13 protein-coding genes are annotated in these 15,871 nt (G+C 57.2%); 11 read left to right on the forward strand and 2 right to left on the reverse strand.

Features of this window, described 5'->3' with window-relative positions:
* The first annotated feature begins 55 nt into the window (after positions 1-55).
* Complete coding sequence (gene rep / locus CE636_RS15790; RefSeq protein WP_004886858.1) at positions 56-2,080, forward strand: DNA helicase Rep; 2,025 nt, start codon at positions 56-58, stop codon at positions 2,078-2,080.
* 51 nt (positions 2,081-2,131) lie between these two features.
* On the opposite strand, the gene gppA is transcribed toward rep, so the two are convergent.
* Positions 2,132-3,622, reverse strand: coding sequence for a guanosine-5'-triphosphate,3'-diphosphate diphosphatase (gene gppA, locus CE636_RS15795; RefSeq protein WP_023319439.1), 1,491 nt, complete (start codon positions 3,620-3,622; stop codon positions 2,132-2,134).
* 117 nt (positions 3,623-3,739) lie between these two features.
* Positions 3,740-5,005, reverse strand: coding sequence for an ATP-dependent RNA helicase RhlB (rhlB, locus tag CE636_RS15805; protein WP_017899411.1), 1,266 nt, complete (start codon positions 5,003-5,005; stop codon positions 3,740-3,742).
* A 342-nt stretch (positions 5,006-5,347) separates the two neighbouring features.
* Here rhlB and trxA point away from each other — a divergent pair, with 342 nt between their 5' ends.
* From trxA to rffA, 10 genes are all read left to right on the forward strand, one after another.
* Positions 5,348-5,677: a thioredoxin TrxA gene (trxA, locus tag CE636_RS15810; RefSeq protein ID WP_002883224.1), complete on the forward strand. Its 330-nt coding sequence runs from the start codon at positions 5,348-5,350 to the stop codon at positions 5,675-5,677.
* Between the two features lie 332 nt (positions 5,678-6,009).
* Positions 6,010-7,269: a transcription termination factor Rho gene (rho, locus tag CE636_RS15820; RefSeq protein WP_002883293.1), complete on the forward strand. Its 1,260-nt coding sequence runs from the start codon at positions 6,010-6,012 to the stop codon at positions 7,267-7,269.
* A gap of 240 nt (positions 7,270-7,509) precedes the next feature.
* Positions 7,510-8,613, forward strand: a complete 1,104-nt coding sequence (wecA, locus tag CE636_RS15825; RefSeq protein ID WP_004886849.1) for a UDP-N-acetylglucosamine--undecaprenyl-phosphate N-acetylglucosaminephosphotransferase — start codon at positions 7,510-7,512, stop codon at positions 8,611-8,613.
* Positions 8,614-8,626: 13 nt separating this feature from the next.
* Positions 8,627-9,673 carry an ECA polysaccharide chain length modulation protein gene (wzzE, locus tag CE636_RS15830; RefSeq protein WP_004886846.1) on the forward strand — a complete coding sequence of 349 codons (1,047 nt, stop codon included), beginning with the start codon at positions 8,627-8,629 and terminating at the stop codon, positions 9,671-9,673.
* A 56-nt stretch (positions 9,674-9,729) separates the two neighbouring features.
* Positions 9,730-10,860: a non-hydrolyzing UDP-N-acetylglucosamine 2-epimerase gene (gene wecB / locus CE636_RS15835; protein WP_017899409.1), complete on the forward strand. Its 1,131-nt coding sequence runs from the start codon at positions 9,730-9,732 to the stop codon at positions 10,858-10,860.
* Positions 10,857-12,119, forward strand: a complete 1,263-nt coding sequence (gene wecC, locus CE636_RS15840; RefSeq protein WP_017899408.1) for a UDP-N-acetyl-D-mannosamine dehydrogenase — start codon at positions 10,857-10,859, stop codon at positions 12,117-12,119. Before wecB ends, wecC begins: the two co-directional genes overlap by 4 nt.
* A complete protein-coding gene (rffG, locus tag CE636_RS15845) occupies positions 12,116-13,183 on the forward strand; it encodes a dTDP-glucose 4,6-dehydratase (RefSeq protein WP_017899407.1) in 1,068 nt (355 codons plus the stop codon). Before wecC ends, rffG begins: the two co-directional genes overlap by 4 nt.
* A gap of 18 nt (positions 13,184-13,201) precedes the next feature.
* A complete protein-coding gene (rfbA, locus tag CE636_RS15850; protein ID WP_004886836.1) occupies positions 13,202-14,083 on the forward strand; it encodes a glucose-1-phosphate thymidylyltransferase RfbA in 882 nt (293 codons plus the stop codon).
* Positions 14,061-14,735, forward strand: coding sequence for a dTDP-4-amino-4,6-dideoxy-D-galactose acyltransferase (gene rffC / locus CE636_RS15855; protein WP_017899406.1), 675 nt, complete (start codon positions 14,061-14,063; stop codon positions 14,733-14,735). Before rfbA ends, rffC begins: the two co-directional genes overlap by 23 nt.
* A 4-nt stretch (positions 14,736-14,739) precedes the next feature.
* The gene (gene rffA, locus CE636_RS15860) at positions 14,740-15,870 is read left to right on the forward strand and encodes a dTDP-4-amino-4,6-dideoxygalactose transaminase (protein WP_004886831.1); all 1,131 of its coding nucleotides are present in this window, start codon (positions 14,740-14,742) and stop codon (positions 15,868-15,870) included.
* Position 15,871: the final 1 nt, after the last annotated feature.

The following is a 15,871-nucleotide window of genomic DNA, read 5'->3' on the forward strand; positions in this document are numbered from 1 at the left end:
CGGCTCCGCTTTCTGCTACAATCCCCACCCCGTTCGAAGATTGAGCAAGACTCCCATGCGTTTAAACCCTGGCCAACAACAAGCCGTCGAATTTGTAACCGGACCTTGCCTGGTGCTGGCGGGCGCCGGCTCCGGTAAGACCCGCGTGATCACCAATAAAATCGCCCACCTGATCCGCGGCTGCGGCTATCAGGCGCGCCATATCGCGGCTGTGACCTTTACCAACAAAGCCGCGCGCGAGATGAAAGAGCGCGTTGGGCAAACGCTGGGGCGCAAAGAGGCGCGCGGGCTGATGATCTCCACCTTCCACACTCTGGGGCTGGATATCATCAAGCGGGAATACGCCGCGCTGGGCATGAAGTCTAACTTCTCCTTATTCGACGATACTGACCAGGTGGCGCTGCTCAAAGAGCTGACCGAAGGGTTGATCGAAGATGACAAAGTGGTGCTCCAGCAGTTGATCTCGACGATCTCCAACTGGAAAAACGATCTGAAAACCCCGGCGCAGGCCGCCGCGGGTGCGAAAGGCGAACGGGATCGCATCTTCGCCCACTGCTATGGGCTGTACGATGCGCATATGAAGGCCTGCAATGTCCTCGATTTTGACGATCTGATCCTGCTGCCGACGCTGCTGCTGCAGCGCAACGAGGAGGTGCGCGAACGCTGGCAGAATAAGATCCGCTACCTGCTGGTGGATGAGTATCAGGATACCAACACCAGCCAGTATGAGCTGGTGAAGCTGCTGGTGGGCCAGCGGGCGCGTTTTACCGTGGTAGGCGACGATGACCAGTCGATCTACTCGTGGCGCGGCGCGCGGCCGCAGAACCTGGTGCTGCTCAGCCAGGACTTCCCGGCGCTGCAGGTTATCAAGCTTGAGCAGAACTATCGCTCCTCCGGGCGTATTCTGAAAGCCGCTAACATTCTGATCGCCAATAACCCGCACGTTTTTGAAAAGCGGCTGTTCTCTGAGCTGGGATATGGCGCTGAGCTGAAAGTGCTCTCCGCCAACAATGAAGATCATGAAGCGGAGCGCGTGGCCGGGGAGCTGATCGCCCACCACTTCATTAATAAAACCAATTACAAAGACTACGCGATCCTTTATCGCGGCAATCACCAGTCGCGGGTCTTTGAAAAGATGCTGATGCAGAACCGCATCCCGTACAAAATCTCCGGCGGCACGTCGTTCTTCTCGCGCCCGGAAATTAAAGATCTGCTGGCCTATCTGCGCGTGCTGACCAACCCGGACGACGACAGCGCCTTCCTGCGTATCGTGAATACACCGAAGCGCGAGATCGGCCCGGCGACGCTGCAAAAGCTCGGTGAGTGGGCGATGGGCCGCAACAAAGGATTGTTCACCGCCAGCTTTGATATGGGTCTCAGCCAGACGCTGACCGGGCGCGGGTATGAATCACTCACCCGCTTCACCCACTGGCTGCGTGAGATCCAGCAGCTGGCCGAACGCGAGCCGGTTAACGCCGTGCGCGACTTAATCCGCGGAATTGACTACGAATCCTGGCTGTATGAAACCTCGCCCAGCCCGAAGGCCGCAGAAATGCGCATGAAAAACGTCAACCAGCTGTTCACCTGGATGACCGAGATGCTGGAAGGCAGCGAAATCGATGAGCCAATGACCCTGACGCAGGTGGTCACCCGCTTTACGCTGCGCGACATGATGGAGCGCGGTGAATCGGATGAAGAGCTGGATCAGGTGCAGCTGATGACCCTTCATGCCTCAAAAGGGCTGGAGTTCCCGTATGTTTACCTGGTGGGAATGGAAGAGGGATTGCTCCCGCACCAGAGCAGCATTGATGAAGATAATGTCGATGAAGAGCGCCGGTTAGCCTACGTGGGCATCACCCGCGCGCAGAAAGAGCTGACCTTTACGCTCTGTAAGGAGCGCCGGCAGTATGGTGAGGTGGTGCGCCCGGAACCGAGCCGTTTTCTGCTGGAGCTACCCCAGGACGATCTGATTTGGGAGCAGGCGCGCAAAGTGATTACCGCTGAAGAGCGAATGCATAAAGGACAGGCTAACGTGGCGAACATTCGCGCCATGCTGGCAAAAGCTAAAGAGAAAGGATAGCGATAAGCTGGCCGGGTAAGGCGAAGCCGCCGCCCGGCAATGTTCAGCGTATTACTTCACCTCAAGCACCCAGTGCACATAGCTCTGCCACTGGCATTCCTGTTCGATCAGCTCAGCCCCAAGCGGGTGATTATCCAGCCAGTTTTCCGGCAGCGTCAGGGACAGTTTTTCATCATCGGCCACAAGATTGATGGCGGGCAGCAAATCGTCACGCCGCCGGCTGGCAAAGAGGATCGCCAGTCGCAGCAGGCGACAAAGATGTTCGGCAACTCGCGGCGGGACGGCATTCTGCTGATGAAGCGATGAGAGGTCGATGGCGTTAGTCTGGTTAAGCAACAGCGTCGCAATCAGCTTCTTCTGCGCCGGGGTAAAGCCGGGCAGGTCGAGATTATTGACCAGATAGGCCGCGTGCTGCGGCGCGCGCTTAAAATCCACGCTCAGGCCAATTTCATGCAATGCACAGGCGCTGAGGAGCAAGTCGCGGCTTAGCGGATCCAGCTCCCAGCTGCCGTCCAGCTGGCTGAGCAGGTGGCTGGCGAGACCAGCGACGCGCTGGGCCTGTTCGGTGTCGATCATAAAACGACGCTGAATATTACGCAGAGTGCGGCTGCGGATGTCCTGTTCAACGGAGAGATGCAGCATGCCGTACACCAGACCTTCACGTAACGCGCCGCCCGCGAGGGTCATACACTGAATATTCAGTTCGCTGAAGATAGCGATAAGGATCGCCAGCCCGCTTGGAAACACCAGCGCTCGCTCAAGGGTTAAGCCTTCGATCTCCAGCTCTTCCAGGCGTCCGCACTGAATGGCGCGCTGTTTAAGCTGCTGGAGTTTGGTCAGGGTGATCCGCTCATCCATCCCCTGCGCCATCATAATTTCCTGCAGAGCCTGAACGGTGCCGGAGGCGCCAACGCACACTTTCCATCCGTGATAGCGCAGCACATCGGCGACGGGCAGCAGCACCTCACGCGCGGCCGCCTCGGCAAGATCGAAATTTTCTTTCGTCAGGCTGCGATCGGCGAAATAGCGTTCAAGCCAGGTCACACAGCCCATCGACAGGCTAAATAGCGAGGTCGTTTGCGCGCCGGTTCCGGTCACCAGTTCGGTGCTGGCGCCGCCGATATCGACCACCAGACGCTGATCGGCGCCGCCGGTGGTGTGGGCGACCCCCTGATAAATCAGACGCGCTTCTTCTTCGCCACTAATGACCTGTACCGGACTGCCGAGGATCTCCTGCGCTTTCGCCAGAAATTCGCCGGCATTGACGGCAAGACGCAGCGTGGCGGTGGCCACGACGCGGATTTGCGCCGGCGGAATATCCTGCAGGCGTTCGGCAAACAGGCGTAAGCACTGCCAGCCGCGCTCCATCGCTTCTGCGGAGAGCGTGTTGTCGCTATTCAGGCCGGCGGCAAGACGGACTTTGCGCTTAATGCGGCTCAGCGTCTGGATACTGCCAGCCACCTCGCGCACCACCAACATATGAAAACTGTTGGAGCCCAAATCAATGGCGGCATACAGCGAGGTGGAGCTCATGCTCTTCATCGTTCAGAAGGCTCCCTGGTCGACGGGGCGCTTGTGCCCAATCCGTGTAACTGAGCGGGTTGCCGGGGAAGCGCGCCCTGGCACATTCTGAATGATTGAGCGTATAGCATAGATTTCTTAACCTGAACGACGACGATTGCGCGGTGGACCGTTGCGGCGCGGGCCGTTGCCTGGGCGAGCACGGGTCAGGCGCAGCGGCTTCGGCAGATCGGTCATCAGCGCGTCCGGGTTGTACTTGCTGACCGGAATTGAGTGACCAATATAGGTTTCGATAGCCGGCATGTTCAGCGCATACTCTTCGCAGGCGAGGCTGATGGAGTGACCGCTTGCGCCAGCGCGACCGGTACGGCCAATGCGGTGAACGTAATCTTCGCAATCGTCTGGTAGATCGTAGTTAAATACGTGGGTCACGGCCGGAATGTGCAAGCCACGAGCGGCAACGTCAGTCGCGACCAGGATATCGAGGTCGCCGCGGGTAAATTCTTCGAGAATACGCAGACGTTTTTTCTGCGCCACGTCGCCGGTCAGCAGACCTACGCGATGGCCGTCGGCGGCGAGATGGCCCCAGATATCTTCACAACGATGCTTGGTATTGGCGAAGACGATGGCGCGATCGGGCCACTCTTCTTCCAGCAGCGTCTGCAGCAGGCGCATTTTTTCTTCGTTGGACGGGTAGAAGAGCTCTTCTTTAATACGGTGGCCCGTTTTCTGTTCCGGCTCGACTTCAACGTACTCGGCGTTGTTCATTTGTTCGAACGCCAGTTCGCGTACGCGATAGGAAAGGGTCGCGGAGAACAGCATGTTCAGACGCTGAGTGGCCGGCGGCATGCGGCGGAATAGCCAGCGGATATCTTTAATAAAGCCGAGATCGTACATGCGATCGGCTTCGTCCAGCACGACGACCTGAATGGCGCCGAGGTTAATGTGGTTTTGCTTCGCGTAATCGATCAGACGACCGGTGGTGCCGATCAGAATATCGACGCCGCTTTCCAGCACTTTCAGCTGCTTATCGTAGCCGTCGCCGCCGTAAGCCAGACCCAGCTTCAGACCGGTGGCCTGCGCCAGCGGTTCAGCGTCCGCGTGGATCTGTACCGCCAGTTCACGCGTCGGCGCCATAATCAGCGCGCGCGGCTGGTTTACCTGGCGATCGGCGATAGCCGGGTGAGAGAGAAGATAATGAAACGTCGACGTCAGGAACGCCATCGTTTTACCGGTACCGGTTTGCGCCTGCCCGGCGACATCGCGGCCTTCCAGCGTCAGCGGAAGGGCGAGGGCCTGAATAGGTGTGCAATTATGAAACCCTTTCTTTTCAAGGGCTTCAATGACTGCCGGGTGCAGGGCGAAGTCGGAAAACTTCTGTTCTGTTAAATGTGTTTTGCTCATAGTGTGGTAGAATATCAGCTAACTATTGCATTAAGAAAGCGTATCCGGTGAAATAACGTCAACCTTTCGTTGGCGGTGTGCGAAATTATTCAAGGTACGTCTACGGTAACTGAACGAATCCAGGATAGCTTAGACCACTAAGCGAGTCGGGAGCGATAAATCTGCAGCATGCAGTTCGCGTTCGGGCAACCCTGGCGTCAAAAGGTGGGTCCATGATGGATCGCGCCAGTTGGCAGACCAGAGAATTGAGGTATCCTGAAGAATAGCGTGCATAACGTAGCTGCAGCGCGTCGTTGATGGCTACGACACCAACACACCAGGCTTATTCCTGTGGAGTTAAATATGAGCGATAAAATTATTCACCTGACTGACGACAGTTTTGACACGGACGTACTCAAGGCTGACGGGCTGACCCTCGTCGATTTCTGGGCAGAGTGGTGTGGTCCGTGCAAAATGATCGCCCCGATTCTGGATGAGATCGCTGAAGAGTATCAGGGCAAACTGACCGTAGCTAAGCTGAACATCGACCAGAACCCGGGTACCGCGCCGAAGTACGGCATTCGCGGCATCCCAACCCTGCTGCTGTTCAAAAACGGCGAAGTGGCGGCCACCAAAGTTGGCGCCCTGTCCAAGGGTCAGCTGAAAGAGTTCCTCGACGCCAACCTGGCGTAAGCGAATTGCTGTTCCGGCGTCCAGATTCCTATTTTTTGCGGAACTCTGGACGCCCGGCTGGAGTCGTGCTAAGTTAATCCACAGACTTCGTTTTAAACATACCTTGTTTGAATCTTGTTTTACCCGAAGCATCCCGCAAAAAAATGCGCGTGAAGCTATTAATTCCGGGCTTTTCACTCATTCCGTCTAGTCGTTTCAGTTCTGCGTTCTTTCCTGTGACCAGGCAACGTACAGACACGAGATGAAGGCCGTTAACAGGCATGGAAGTTCCTGCCATACCATTCACAACATTAAGTTCGAGATTTACCCCGAGTTTAAGAACCCACACCACTATGAATCTTACCGAATTAAAGAATACGCCGGTTTCTGAGCTGATTACTCTCGGCGAAAATATGGGGCTGGAAAATCTGGCTCGTATGCGTAAGCAGGATATTATTTTTGCCATCCTCAAGCAGCATTCGAAGAGTGGCGAAGATATCTTTGGCGACGGCGTACTGGAGATACTGCAGGATGGATTTGGATTCCTCCGCTCCGCAGACAGCTCCTACCTCGCCGGCCCTGACGACATCTACGTATCCCCCAGCCAAATCCGCCGTTTCAACCTCCGCACTGGTGACACCATTTCCGGTAAGATTCGTCCTCCGAAAGAGGGTGAGCGTTACTTTGCGCTGCTGAAAGTTAACGAAGTTAACTACGACAAGCCGGAAAACGCCCGTAACAAGATCCTGTTCGAGAACTTAACGCCGCTGCACGCGAATTCTCGTCTGCGTATGGAGCGTGGTAACGGTTCTACCGAAGACTTAACCGCTCGCGTACTGGATCTGGCTTCCCCGATTGGCCGCGGCCAGCGTGGTCTGATCGTCGCGCCGCCGAAAGCCGGTAAAACCATGCTGCTGCAGAACATCGCGCAGAGCATCGCTTACAACCATCCGGACTGCGTGCTGATGGTGCTGCTGATCGACGAACGTCCGGAAGAAGTGACCGAGATGCAGCGTCTGGTGAAAGGTGAAGTCGTTGCTTCCACCTTCGACGAACCGGCATCCCGTCACGTTCAGGTTGCTGAGATGGTTATCGAGAAAGCGAAACGTCTGGTTGAACACAAGAAAGACGTTATCATCCTGCTCGACTCCATTACCCGTCTGGCGCGTGCCTACAACACTGTGGTCCCGGCTTCCGGTAAAGTGCTGACCGGTGGTGTGGACGCTAACGCCCTGCACCGTCCGAAGCGTTTCTTCGGCGCGGCGCGTAACGTTGAAGAGGGCGGTAGCCTGACCATCATCGCCACGGCGCTGATCGACACTGGCTCCAAAATGGATGAAGTTATCTACGAAGAGTTTAAAGGCACCGGTAACATGGAGCTGCACCTCTCTCGTAAGATTGCTGAAAAACGCGTCTTCCCGGCTATCGATTACAACCGTTCCGGTACGCGTAAAGAAGAGCTGCTCACCACTCAGGAAGAGCTGCAGAAAATGTGGATCCTGCGCAAAATTATCCATCCGATGGGTGAGATCGACGCGATGGAATTCCTCATTAATAAACTGGCAATGACTAAGACGAATGATGACTTCTTCGATATGATGAAGCGCTCGTAAGGTAAAAAAAGCCAAAAACGCCACGCCTTTGCGTGGCGTTTTCATTTTGGGATTTGTATGATCCAGAGACAGAGAAAGCGGGACGAAAGTTGTCGTATAATGGCGCCGGACAGCAGGCGGAGACAGCTTTAACAGACTAAAATCTATACAATAAATTTGTAATGTTCTGCTTTTCCCCTTCTGGAGTTGGGGCATCATCGCTATACTTCCCGGATTAACTATGCTGAGAGCACATGCGTTGTGAATTTACTCACTGCTATTACTGAATTAATCAGTATTTTCTTATTCACGACCCTCTTTATTTTTGTCGCGCGGAAAGTGGCAAAAAAGATTGGGTTAGTGGATAAACCAAACTATCGCAAACGGCATCAGGGGTTGATTCCGTTGGTCGGTGGTATCTCAGTTTATGCAGGCATCTGTTTTACCTTCGCTATCGCCGATTATTATATTCCTCACGCCTCGCTGTATCTGGCCTGTGCGGGGGTATTGGTGCTGGTTGGTGCGCTGGACGATCGCTTCGACATCAGCGTGAAAATTCGCGCGGTCATTCAGGCCGCGATCGCCGTGATTATGATGATGGCAGGGAATCTGCATCTGAGTAGTCTGGGCTTTATTTTTGGCTCGTGGGAGCTGGTGCTGGGGCCCTTCGGCTTCTTCCTTACTCTGTTTGCCGTCTGGGCCGCCATCAATGCGTTTAATATGGTCGATGGGATTGACGGTCTGCTCGGCGGCCTGTCATCGGTCTCCTTTGCGGCGACCGGGATCATCCTTTGGTTTGATGGCCAGTACAGCCTGGCGATGTGGTGTTTTGCGATGATCGCCGCCATTCTGCCCTATATTCTTCTTAATCTTGGCGCCCTCGGCCGCCGCTATAAAGTTTTTATGGGTGACGCCGGCAGCACCATGATTGGCTTCACCATCATCTGGATCCTGCTGGAAACCACCCAAGGTAAAACGCATCCCATCAGCCCGGTCACTGCGCTGTGGATTATCGCTATCCCGTTGATGGATATGGTGGCGATTATGTATCGCCGCCTGCGTAAAGGCATGAGTCCTTTCTCACCGGACCGGCAGCATATTCATCATTTGATCATGCGCGCCGGGTTTACTTCCCGCCAGGCGTTCGTCCTGATTACCCTGGCCGCTGCCCTGCTGGCGCTGGTTGGCGTCGCGGCGGAATATACCCGCATTGTGCCGGAATGGGTGATGTTAATTCTCTTTTTGGTGGCCTTCTTCCTTTATGGCTACTGTATTAAGCGCGCCTGGAAAGTGGCGCGTCTGGTTAAGCGCATCAGACGCAGAATTCGGCGACACAGCGGCAATAATCCGAAACTAACCAAGTAAAGCTGGGGATGTGATGACTCAACCATTACCGGGAGCACAAGCAGTGAACGTTGAGAACGAGCTGGATATTCGCGGGCTGTTTCGCGCTTTATGGGCAGGAAAAGGCTGGATAGTCGGCGGCGCTGTTCTCTTCGCCGCTATCGTGTTGGTGTACACCTTCTTTGCTCGCCAGGAGTGGAGCGCCACGGCGATCACCGATCGGCCTACTGTCAACATGTTGGGGGGGTACTATTCCCAGCAGCAGTTCTTACGCAATCTGGATATCAAAGCCGACCTGGCCTCGGTGGATCAGCCTTCCGCCATGGATGAAGCGTATAAAGAGTTCATCATGCAGCTGGCCTCCTGGGACACCCGGCGTGATTTCTGGCTGCAAACGGACTACTACAAGCAGCGCCAGTCGGGTAATGCTCGCGCCGATGCGGCGATGCTGGATGATTTGATTAACAATATCCAGTTTATGCCCGGCGATGCGGCCAAGAGCGTCAATGACAGCGTCAAACTGACTGCCGAGACCGGGCAGGATGCCAATAATTTGCTGCGCCAGTATGTGGCTTTCGCCAGCCAGCGGGCGGCCGGCCATCTTAACGACGAACTCAAAGGCGCCTGGGCGGCGCGGACGGTGCAAATGAAGGCGCAGGTGAAGCGCCAGGAGGAGGTGGCCGAGGCTATTTTCAACCGCCGGACCCACAGCGTGGAGCAAGCGCTGAAGGTCGCTCAGCAGCATAACATCTCACGCAGCGAAACGGATGTTCCTGCCGATCAGTTGCCGGATTCAGAGCTATTTTTATTGGGCAGGCCGATGCTGCAGGCCAGACTGGAAAACCTGCAGGCCGTCGGACCGGAATATGACCTCGATTACGACCAGAATCGCGCCATGCTGAGCACGTTGAACGTCGGTCCAACGTTGGACCCGCGTTTTCAGACTTACCGGTATTTGCGAACGCCGGAAGAACCTGTAAAACGCGATAGCCCGCGCCGTGTATTTCTGATGGTGATGTGGGGGATTGTGGGTGCGCTCATCGGCGCAGGCGTGGCGTTATCGCGTCGTCGTGTCCTGTGATTGCGGCCTGTGGTGAAGGGCAGATGACCTTCATCGCCTAATCGAAGAGAATCGATGTGAAAGTACTAACTGTATTTGGCACGAGGCCGGAAGCCATCAAGATGGCTCCTCTGGTCCATGCGCTGGCAAAGGATCCTCATTTTGAGGCGAAAGTATGCGTGACCGCGCAGCATCGGGAGATGCTCGATCAGGTGTTGAAACTATTCTCCATCACCCCGGACTACGATCTCAACATCATGAAGCCGGGGCAGGGGCTCACCGAGATCACCTGCCGTATTCTTGAGGGGCTGAAGCCGGTCCTGGAGTCGTTTAAACCCGACGTGGTGCTGGTGCATGGCGATACCACCACCACGATGGCGGCGAGCCTGGCGGCGTTTTACCAGCGCATACCGGTGGGCCATGTAGAGGCGGGGCTGCGGACCGGCGATTTAAGTTCGCCGTGGCCGGAAGAGGGCAACCGTACGTTGACCGGGCATCTGGCGACGTACCACTTCGCCCCTACGGAAACCTCGCGGCAGAATCTCCTGCGGGAGAACATTGCCGACAGTCGCATCACGGTGACCGGTAATACCGTCATCGATGCTCTGTTCTGGGTGCGCGATCGGGTTCTGGGCGATGAAGCGCTACGGGAGACCTTGCTGCAGCGCTACCCTTTCATTAGCCACGGTAAAAAAATGATTCTGGTTACCGGCCATCGGCGGGAAAGCTTCGGCCGCGGTTTTGAGCAGATCTGCCAGGCGCTGGCGGAGATAGCCCATACCCACCCTGAGGTGCAGATTGTCTATCCGGTTCACCTGAATCCTAATGTCAGCGAACCGGTGAACCGTATTCTCGGCCATATCGACAACGTGATGTTGATTGAACCGCAGGACTACCTGCCGTTCGTCTGGTTGATGGATCGGGCCTGGCTCATCCTGACCGATTCCGGTGGCATTCAGGAAGAGGCGCCTTCCCTGGGGAAACCGGTGCTGGTCATGCGCGATATGACCGAACGTCCGGAAGCGGTGGCCGCCGGCACCGTGTGTCTGGTGGGCACTGACAGCCAGCGCATCGTCGCGGAAGTGACGCGTCTGCTGGAGGATGATGCCGCATACCAGGTGATGAGCCGCGCACATAATCCTTATGGCGATGGCGAAGCATGTCGTCGAATTTTGTCTGCACTTAAAAATAATCAGGTAACGCTATGAGTTTTTCTACCATTTCAGTGATTGGCCTTGGCTATATCGGGCTGCCAACCGCTGCCGCGTTCGCCTCCCGGCAGAAGCGGGTGGTCGGCGTTGATGTCAATCAACATGCCGTGGAGACCATTAACCGTGGAGAGATTCATATCGTGGAGCCGGATCTGGCGAGCGTGGTGAAGACCGCGGTCGAGCAGGGGTATTTAAGCGCCACCACCACCCCGGTGGCAGCGGATGCCTACCTGATTGCCGTGCCGACGCCGTTTAAAGATCGCCACGAGCCGGATATGGTGTTTGTCGAGTCGGCGGCAAAATCCATTGCGCCAACGTTAAAGAAAGGCTCGCTGGTGATCCTCGAGTCCACCTCGCCGGTCGGGTCGACCGAACAGATGGCTGAGTGGCTGGCGGAGATGCGCCCGGATCTTAGCTTCCCCCAGCAGGTGGGTGAAGCGGCGGACGTGAATATCGCCTACTGCCCGGAGCGGGTATTGCCCGGTCAGGTGATGGTCGAGCTGATTAAAAACGACCGCGTTATCGGGGGCATGTCGCCAGTCTGCTCCGCTCGCGCCAGCGAGCTGTATAAAATCTTCCTTGAAGGCGAATGTGTGGTGACCAACTCGCGCACCGCTGAGATGTGCAAGCTGACGGAAAACAGCTTCCGCGACGTCAACATCGCTTTTGCCAACGAGCTTTCGCTGATTTGCGCTGACCAGGGCATTAACGTCTGGGAGCTGATCCGCCTGGCGAACCGTCATCCTCGGGTGAATATCCTGCAGCCGGGTCCGGGCGTCGGCGGCCACTGTATCGCCGTCGACCCGTGGTTTATCGTGGCGCAGAACCCGCAGCAGGCGCGTCTGATCCGCACGGCCCGTGAGGTTAACGACCACAAGCCGGAATGGGTTATCGAACAGGTGAAAGCGCAGGTAGCGGACTGCCTGAATGCCACCAACAAACGGGCCAGCGAACTGACCATTGCCTGTTTTGGCCTCGCCTTTAAGCCGAATATTGACGACCTGCGCGAAAGCCCGGCAATGGAAATTGCCGCGCAGATTGCCCGCTGGCACAGCGGCACGACGCAGGTGGTTGAGCCCAACATTCACGCGCTGCCGAAGAAGCTCGACGGTCTGTGTACGCTGGCGACCCTCGATGCGGCGCTGGCCAGCGCCGATGTGCTGGTGATGCTGGTCGATCACCAGGAATTTAAAGCCGTTAGCGGCGATAGCGTCACCCAGGCGTATATCATCGACACCAAAGGAGTGTGGCGGTGAGAACCATTCTGGTCACCGGCGGCGCGGGCTTCATTGGTTCGGCGGTAGTGCGGGAGATTATCCAGCACACCGCCGATCGCGTGGTGGTGGTGGATAAACTGACCTACGCCGGCAATTTAATGTCGCTGGCGACGGTGGCGCAGGATGCGCGTTTCGCCTTTGAACAGGTGGATATTTGCGACCGCGGCGAGCTTGATCGTATTTTCGTTCAGTATCAACCGGATACAGTGATGCACCTGGCTGCGGAAAGCCATGTCGATCGTTCGATTGACGGCCCGGCGGCGTTTATTGAAACCAATATCGTGGGCACCTATACGCTGCTGGAGGCGGCCCGTAGCTGGTGGAATACGCTGGCTACGGTGCAAAAATCGGCGTTTCGCTTCCATCACATCTCCACCGATGAAGTGTATGGCGATCTGCACGGCAGCGATGATTTCTTTACCGAGACTACGCCCTATGCGCCAAGCAGTCCCTATTCGGCCTCGAAAGCCAGCAGCGACCACCTGGTGCGCGCCTGGCTGCGAACCTATGGCCTGCCGACGCTTATTACCAACTGTTCGAACAACTACGGCCCGTATCACTTCCCCGAGAAGCTGATCCCGCTGACGATCCTCAACGCGCTGGCGGGCAAGCCGCTGCCGGTGTATGGCAATGGACAGCAGATCCGCGACTGGCTGTACGTGGAAGATCACGCCAGGGCGCTATATCTGGTGGCGACCCGCGGCGAACCGGGCGAGACTTACAATATCGGCGGTCATAACGAACGTAAAAACATCGAGGTGGTGGAAACCATTTGCGAATTGCTCGAAGCGCTGGCGCCGAATAAGCCGCAGGGCGTGGCGCACTATCGCGACCTGATCGCCTTTGTTGCCGACCGCCCGGGCCACGATCTGCGCTATGCCATTGATGCCTCGAAGATTGCCCGTGAGCTGGGCTGGACGCCGGCTGAGACCTTCACTTCCGGCATGCGTAAGACCGTGGCGTGGTATCTGGCGAACGAGACATGGTGGCGCCAGGTTCAGGACGGTAGCTATCAGGGCGAGCGTCTTGGGCTGCAAGGCTAATCATCTCTGGGGGGAATGATGAAAGGTATTATTCTGGCGGGGGGGTCCGGAACGCGACTGCATCCTATCACCCGCGGCGTGTCGAAGCAGCTGTTGCCGATCTACGATAAGCCGATGATCTACTACCCGCTGTCGGTATTAATGCTGGCCGGGATCCGTGAGATCCTGATCATCACCACGCCGGACGATCTGCGCGATTTCCAGCGCCTGCTCGGCGATGGTTCAGAGTTTGGCATTGCGCTGCACTATGCCGTACAGCCGTCGCCGGATGGTTTAGCCCAGGCGTTTATCATCGGCGAAGCCTTTCTTAACGGTGAACCGGCGTGCCTGGTGTTAGGCGACAACATCTTCTTCGGCCAGAGCTTCAGCCCCAAGCTGCGCAGCGTGGCTGCCCGCACGGAAGGGGCGACGATTTTTGGCTATCAGGTGATGGATCCTGAACGCTTTGGCGTGGTGGAGTTTGATGACAACTTCCGCGCGCTGTCGCTGGAAGAGAAGCCGAAGCAGCCGAAGTCGAACTGGGCGGTCACCGGTCTCTATTTCTACGATGGCAAGGTGGCGGAGTACGCCAAACGGGTCAAGCCATCCGAGCGCGGCGAACTGGAAATCACCTCCATCAACCAGATGTACCTTGAAGATGGCGCATTAACCGTCGAACTGCTTGGACGCGGCTTTGCGTGGCTGGATACCGGCACCCACGATAGCTTGATCGAGGCCAGCATGTTTGTGCAGACCGTCGAGAAGCGTCAGGGCTTTAAAATCGCCTGTCTGGAAGAGATCGGCTGGCGCAACGGCTGGCTGGACGACGACGGCGTCAAACGCGCGGCGAAGCGGCTGGAAAAAACCGGCTACGGCCAATATCTGCTGGATCTGCTCCGTGCCCGTCCGCGCCAGTATTGATCCCCTGGAGTGGGAGAACCGCTTCTTTGCCGTTAACAGCGCCGTCGTTCACTTTGACGAGCGTGCGCCGCTGCTGACGCCTGAGGCGCTGGCGGGGTGGTCGCGGGTGCAGGCGAAGGTAGCCGCCAGCGACACCGTCCGGCTCGACGCGCTGCAGCAGCTGGGTTTTCAGCTGGTGGAAGGCGAGGTCGATCTGGCGCTACCGGTGGGCAACCCTGCGGATGCGGGCGCCGACGTCGCCGTGGAGGCGGATATTGCGCCACTGCGCGAGCTGGCGGCGCAGGCCTTTGCCCTGAGCCGCTTTCGTGCGCCCTGGTACGCTGCCGATGCCAGCGGCCGCTTCTATGCCCAGTGGATTGAAAATGCGGTGCGCGGCACCTTCGATCATCAGTGCCTGATTTACCGTCATCCTGAGGGCGATATTCGCGCCTTTGTCTCCCTGCGCCAGCTCAATGCCAGCGAGGCGCGTATCGGCCTGCTGGCCGGACGCGGCGCCGGGGCGCAGCTGATGCAGGCGGCGCGGTACTGGGCCGCTTCGCGCGGACTTTCTACACTGCGGGTGGCGACCCAGATGGGCAACACCGCCGCGCTTAAACGTTATATTCTCAGCGGTGCTAATGTGGAAAGCACCGCCTACTGGCTATACAGGTGACCTCATGATCCCATTTAACGCGCCGCCGGTGGTTGGAACCGAGCTTGATTACATGCAGTCTGCGATGAACAGCGGCAAGCTGTGCGGCGACGGCGGCTTTACGCGCCGCTGCCAGCAGTGGATGGAGCAGCGTTTTGGCACGGCAAAGGCCCTGCTAACCCCTTCCTGCACGGCTTCGCTGGAGATGGCCGCGCTGCTGCTGGATATCCAGCCGGGCGACGAAGTGATTATGCCCAGCTATACCTTTGTCTCCACCGCCAATGCTTTTGTGCTGCGCGGGGCGAAAATCGTCTTCGTCGATATCCGTCGCGATACCATGAATATCGATGAAACGTTAATCGAAGCCGCTATCACCGATAAAACCCGGGCGATCGTCCCGGTGCATTATGCCGGCGTAGCTTGCGAGATGGATATCATCATGGCCATCGCCGACAAGTACAACCTGTTCGTGGTGGAAGATGCCGCGCAGGGGGTGATGTCCACCTACAAGGGGCGTGCGCTGGGCACCATCGGCCATATCGGCTGCTTCAGCTTCCATGAAACCAAAAACTACACCGCTGGCGGTGAGGGCGGGGCGACGCTCATCAACGATCGCACGCTGGTGGAGCGCGCGGAGATCATTCGCGAAAAAGGCACCAACCGTAGCCAGTTCTTTCGTGGCCTGGTGGATAAATATACCTGGCGGGACATTGGCTCCAGCTATCTGATGTCCGACCTGCAGGCCGCCTACCTGTGGGCGCAGCTGGAAGCGGCGGAGCGCATCAACCAACAGCGCCTGGCGCTGTGGCAGAACTACTATGACGCCCTGCTGCCGCTGGCACGCGCGGGACGTATCGAACTGCCGACGATCCCGGCCGACTGCGGGCAAAACGCGCACATGTTCTATATTAAGCTGCGCGATATCGAGGATCGCAGCAGGCTGATCGCCTGGCTGAAAGAGGCGGAGATCCTCGCGGTATTCCATTACATTCCTCTGCACAGCTGTCCGGCAGGCGAACACTTCGGCGAATTCCACGGTGAAGACCGCTATACCACCCAGGAGAGCGAGCGCCTGGTACGCCTGCCGCTGTTTTACAATCTGTCTGTGGTGAACCAGCGGACGGTGATTAACTCGCTGCTGAGCTACTTCTCCTGAT

The sequence above is a fragment of the Klebsiella sp. LY genome, assembly GCF_004010915.1.
Lineage (GTDB): Bacteria > Pseudomonadota > Gammaproteobacteria > Enterobacterales > Enterobacteriaceae > Klebsiella > Klebsiella quasipneumoniae.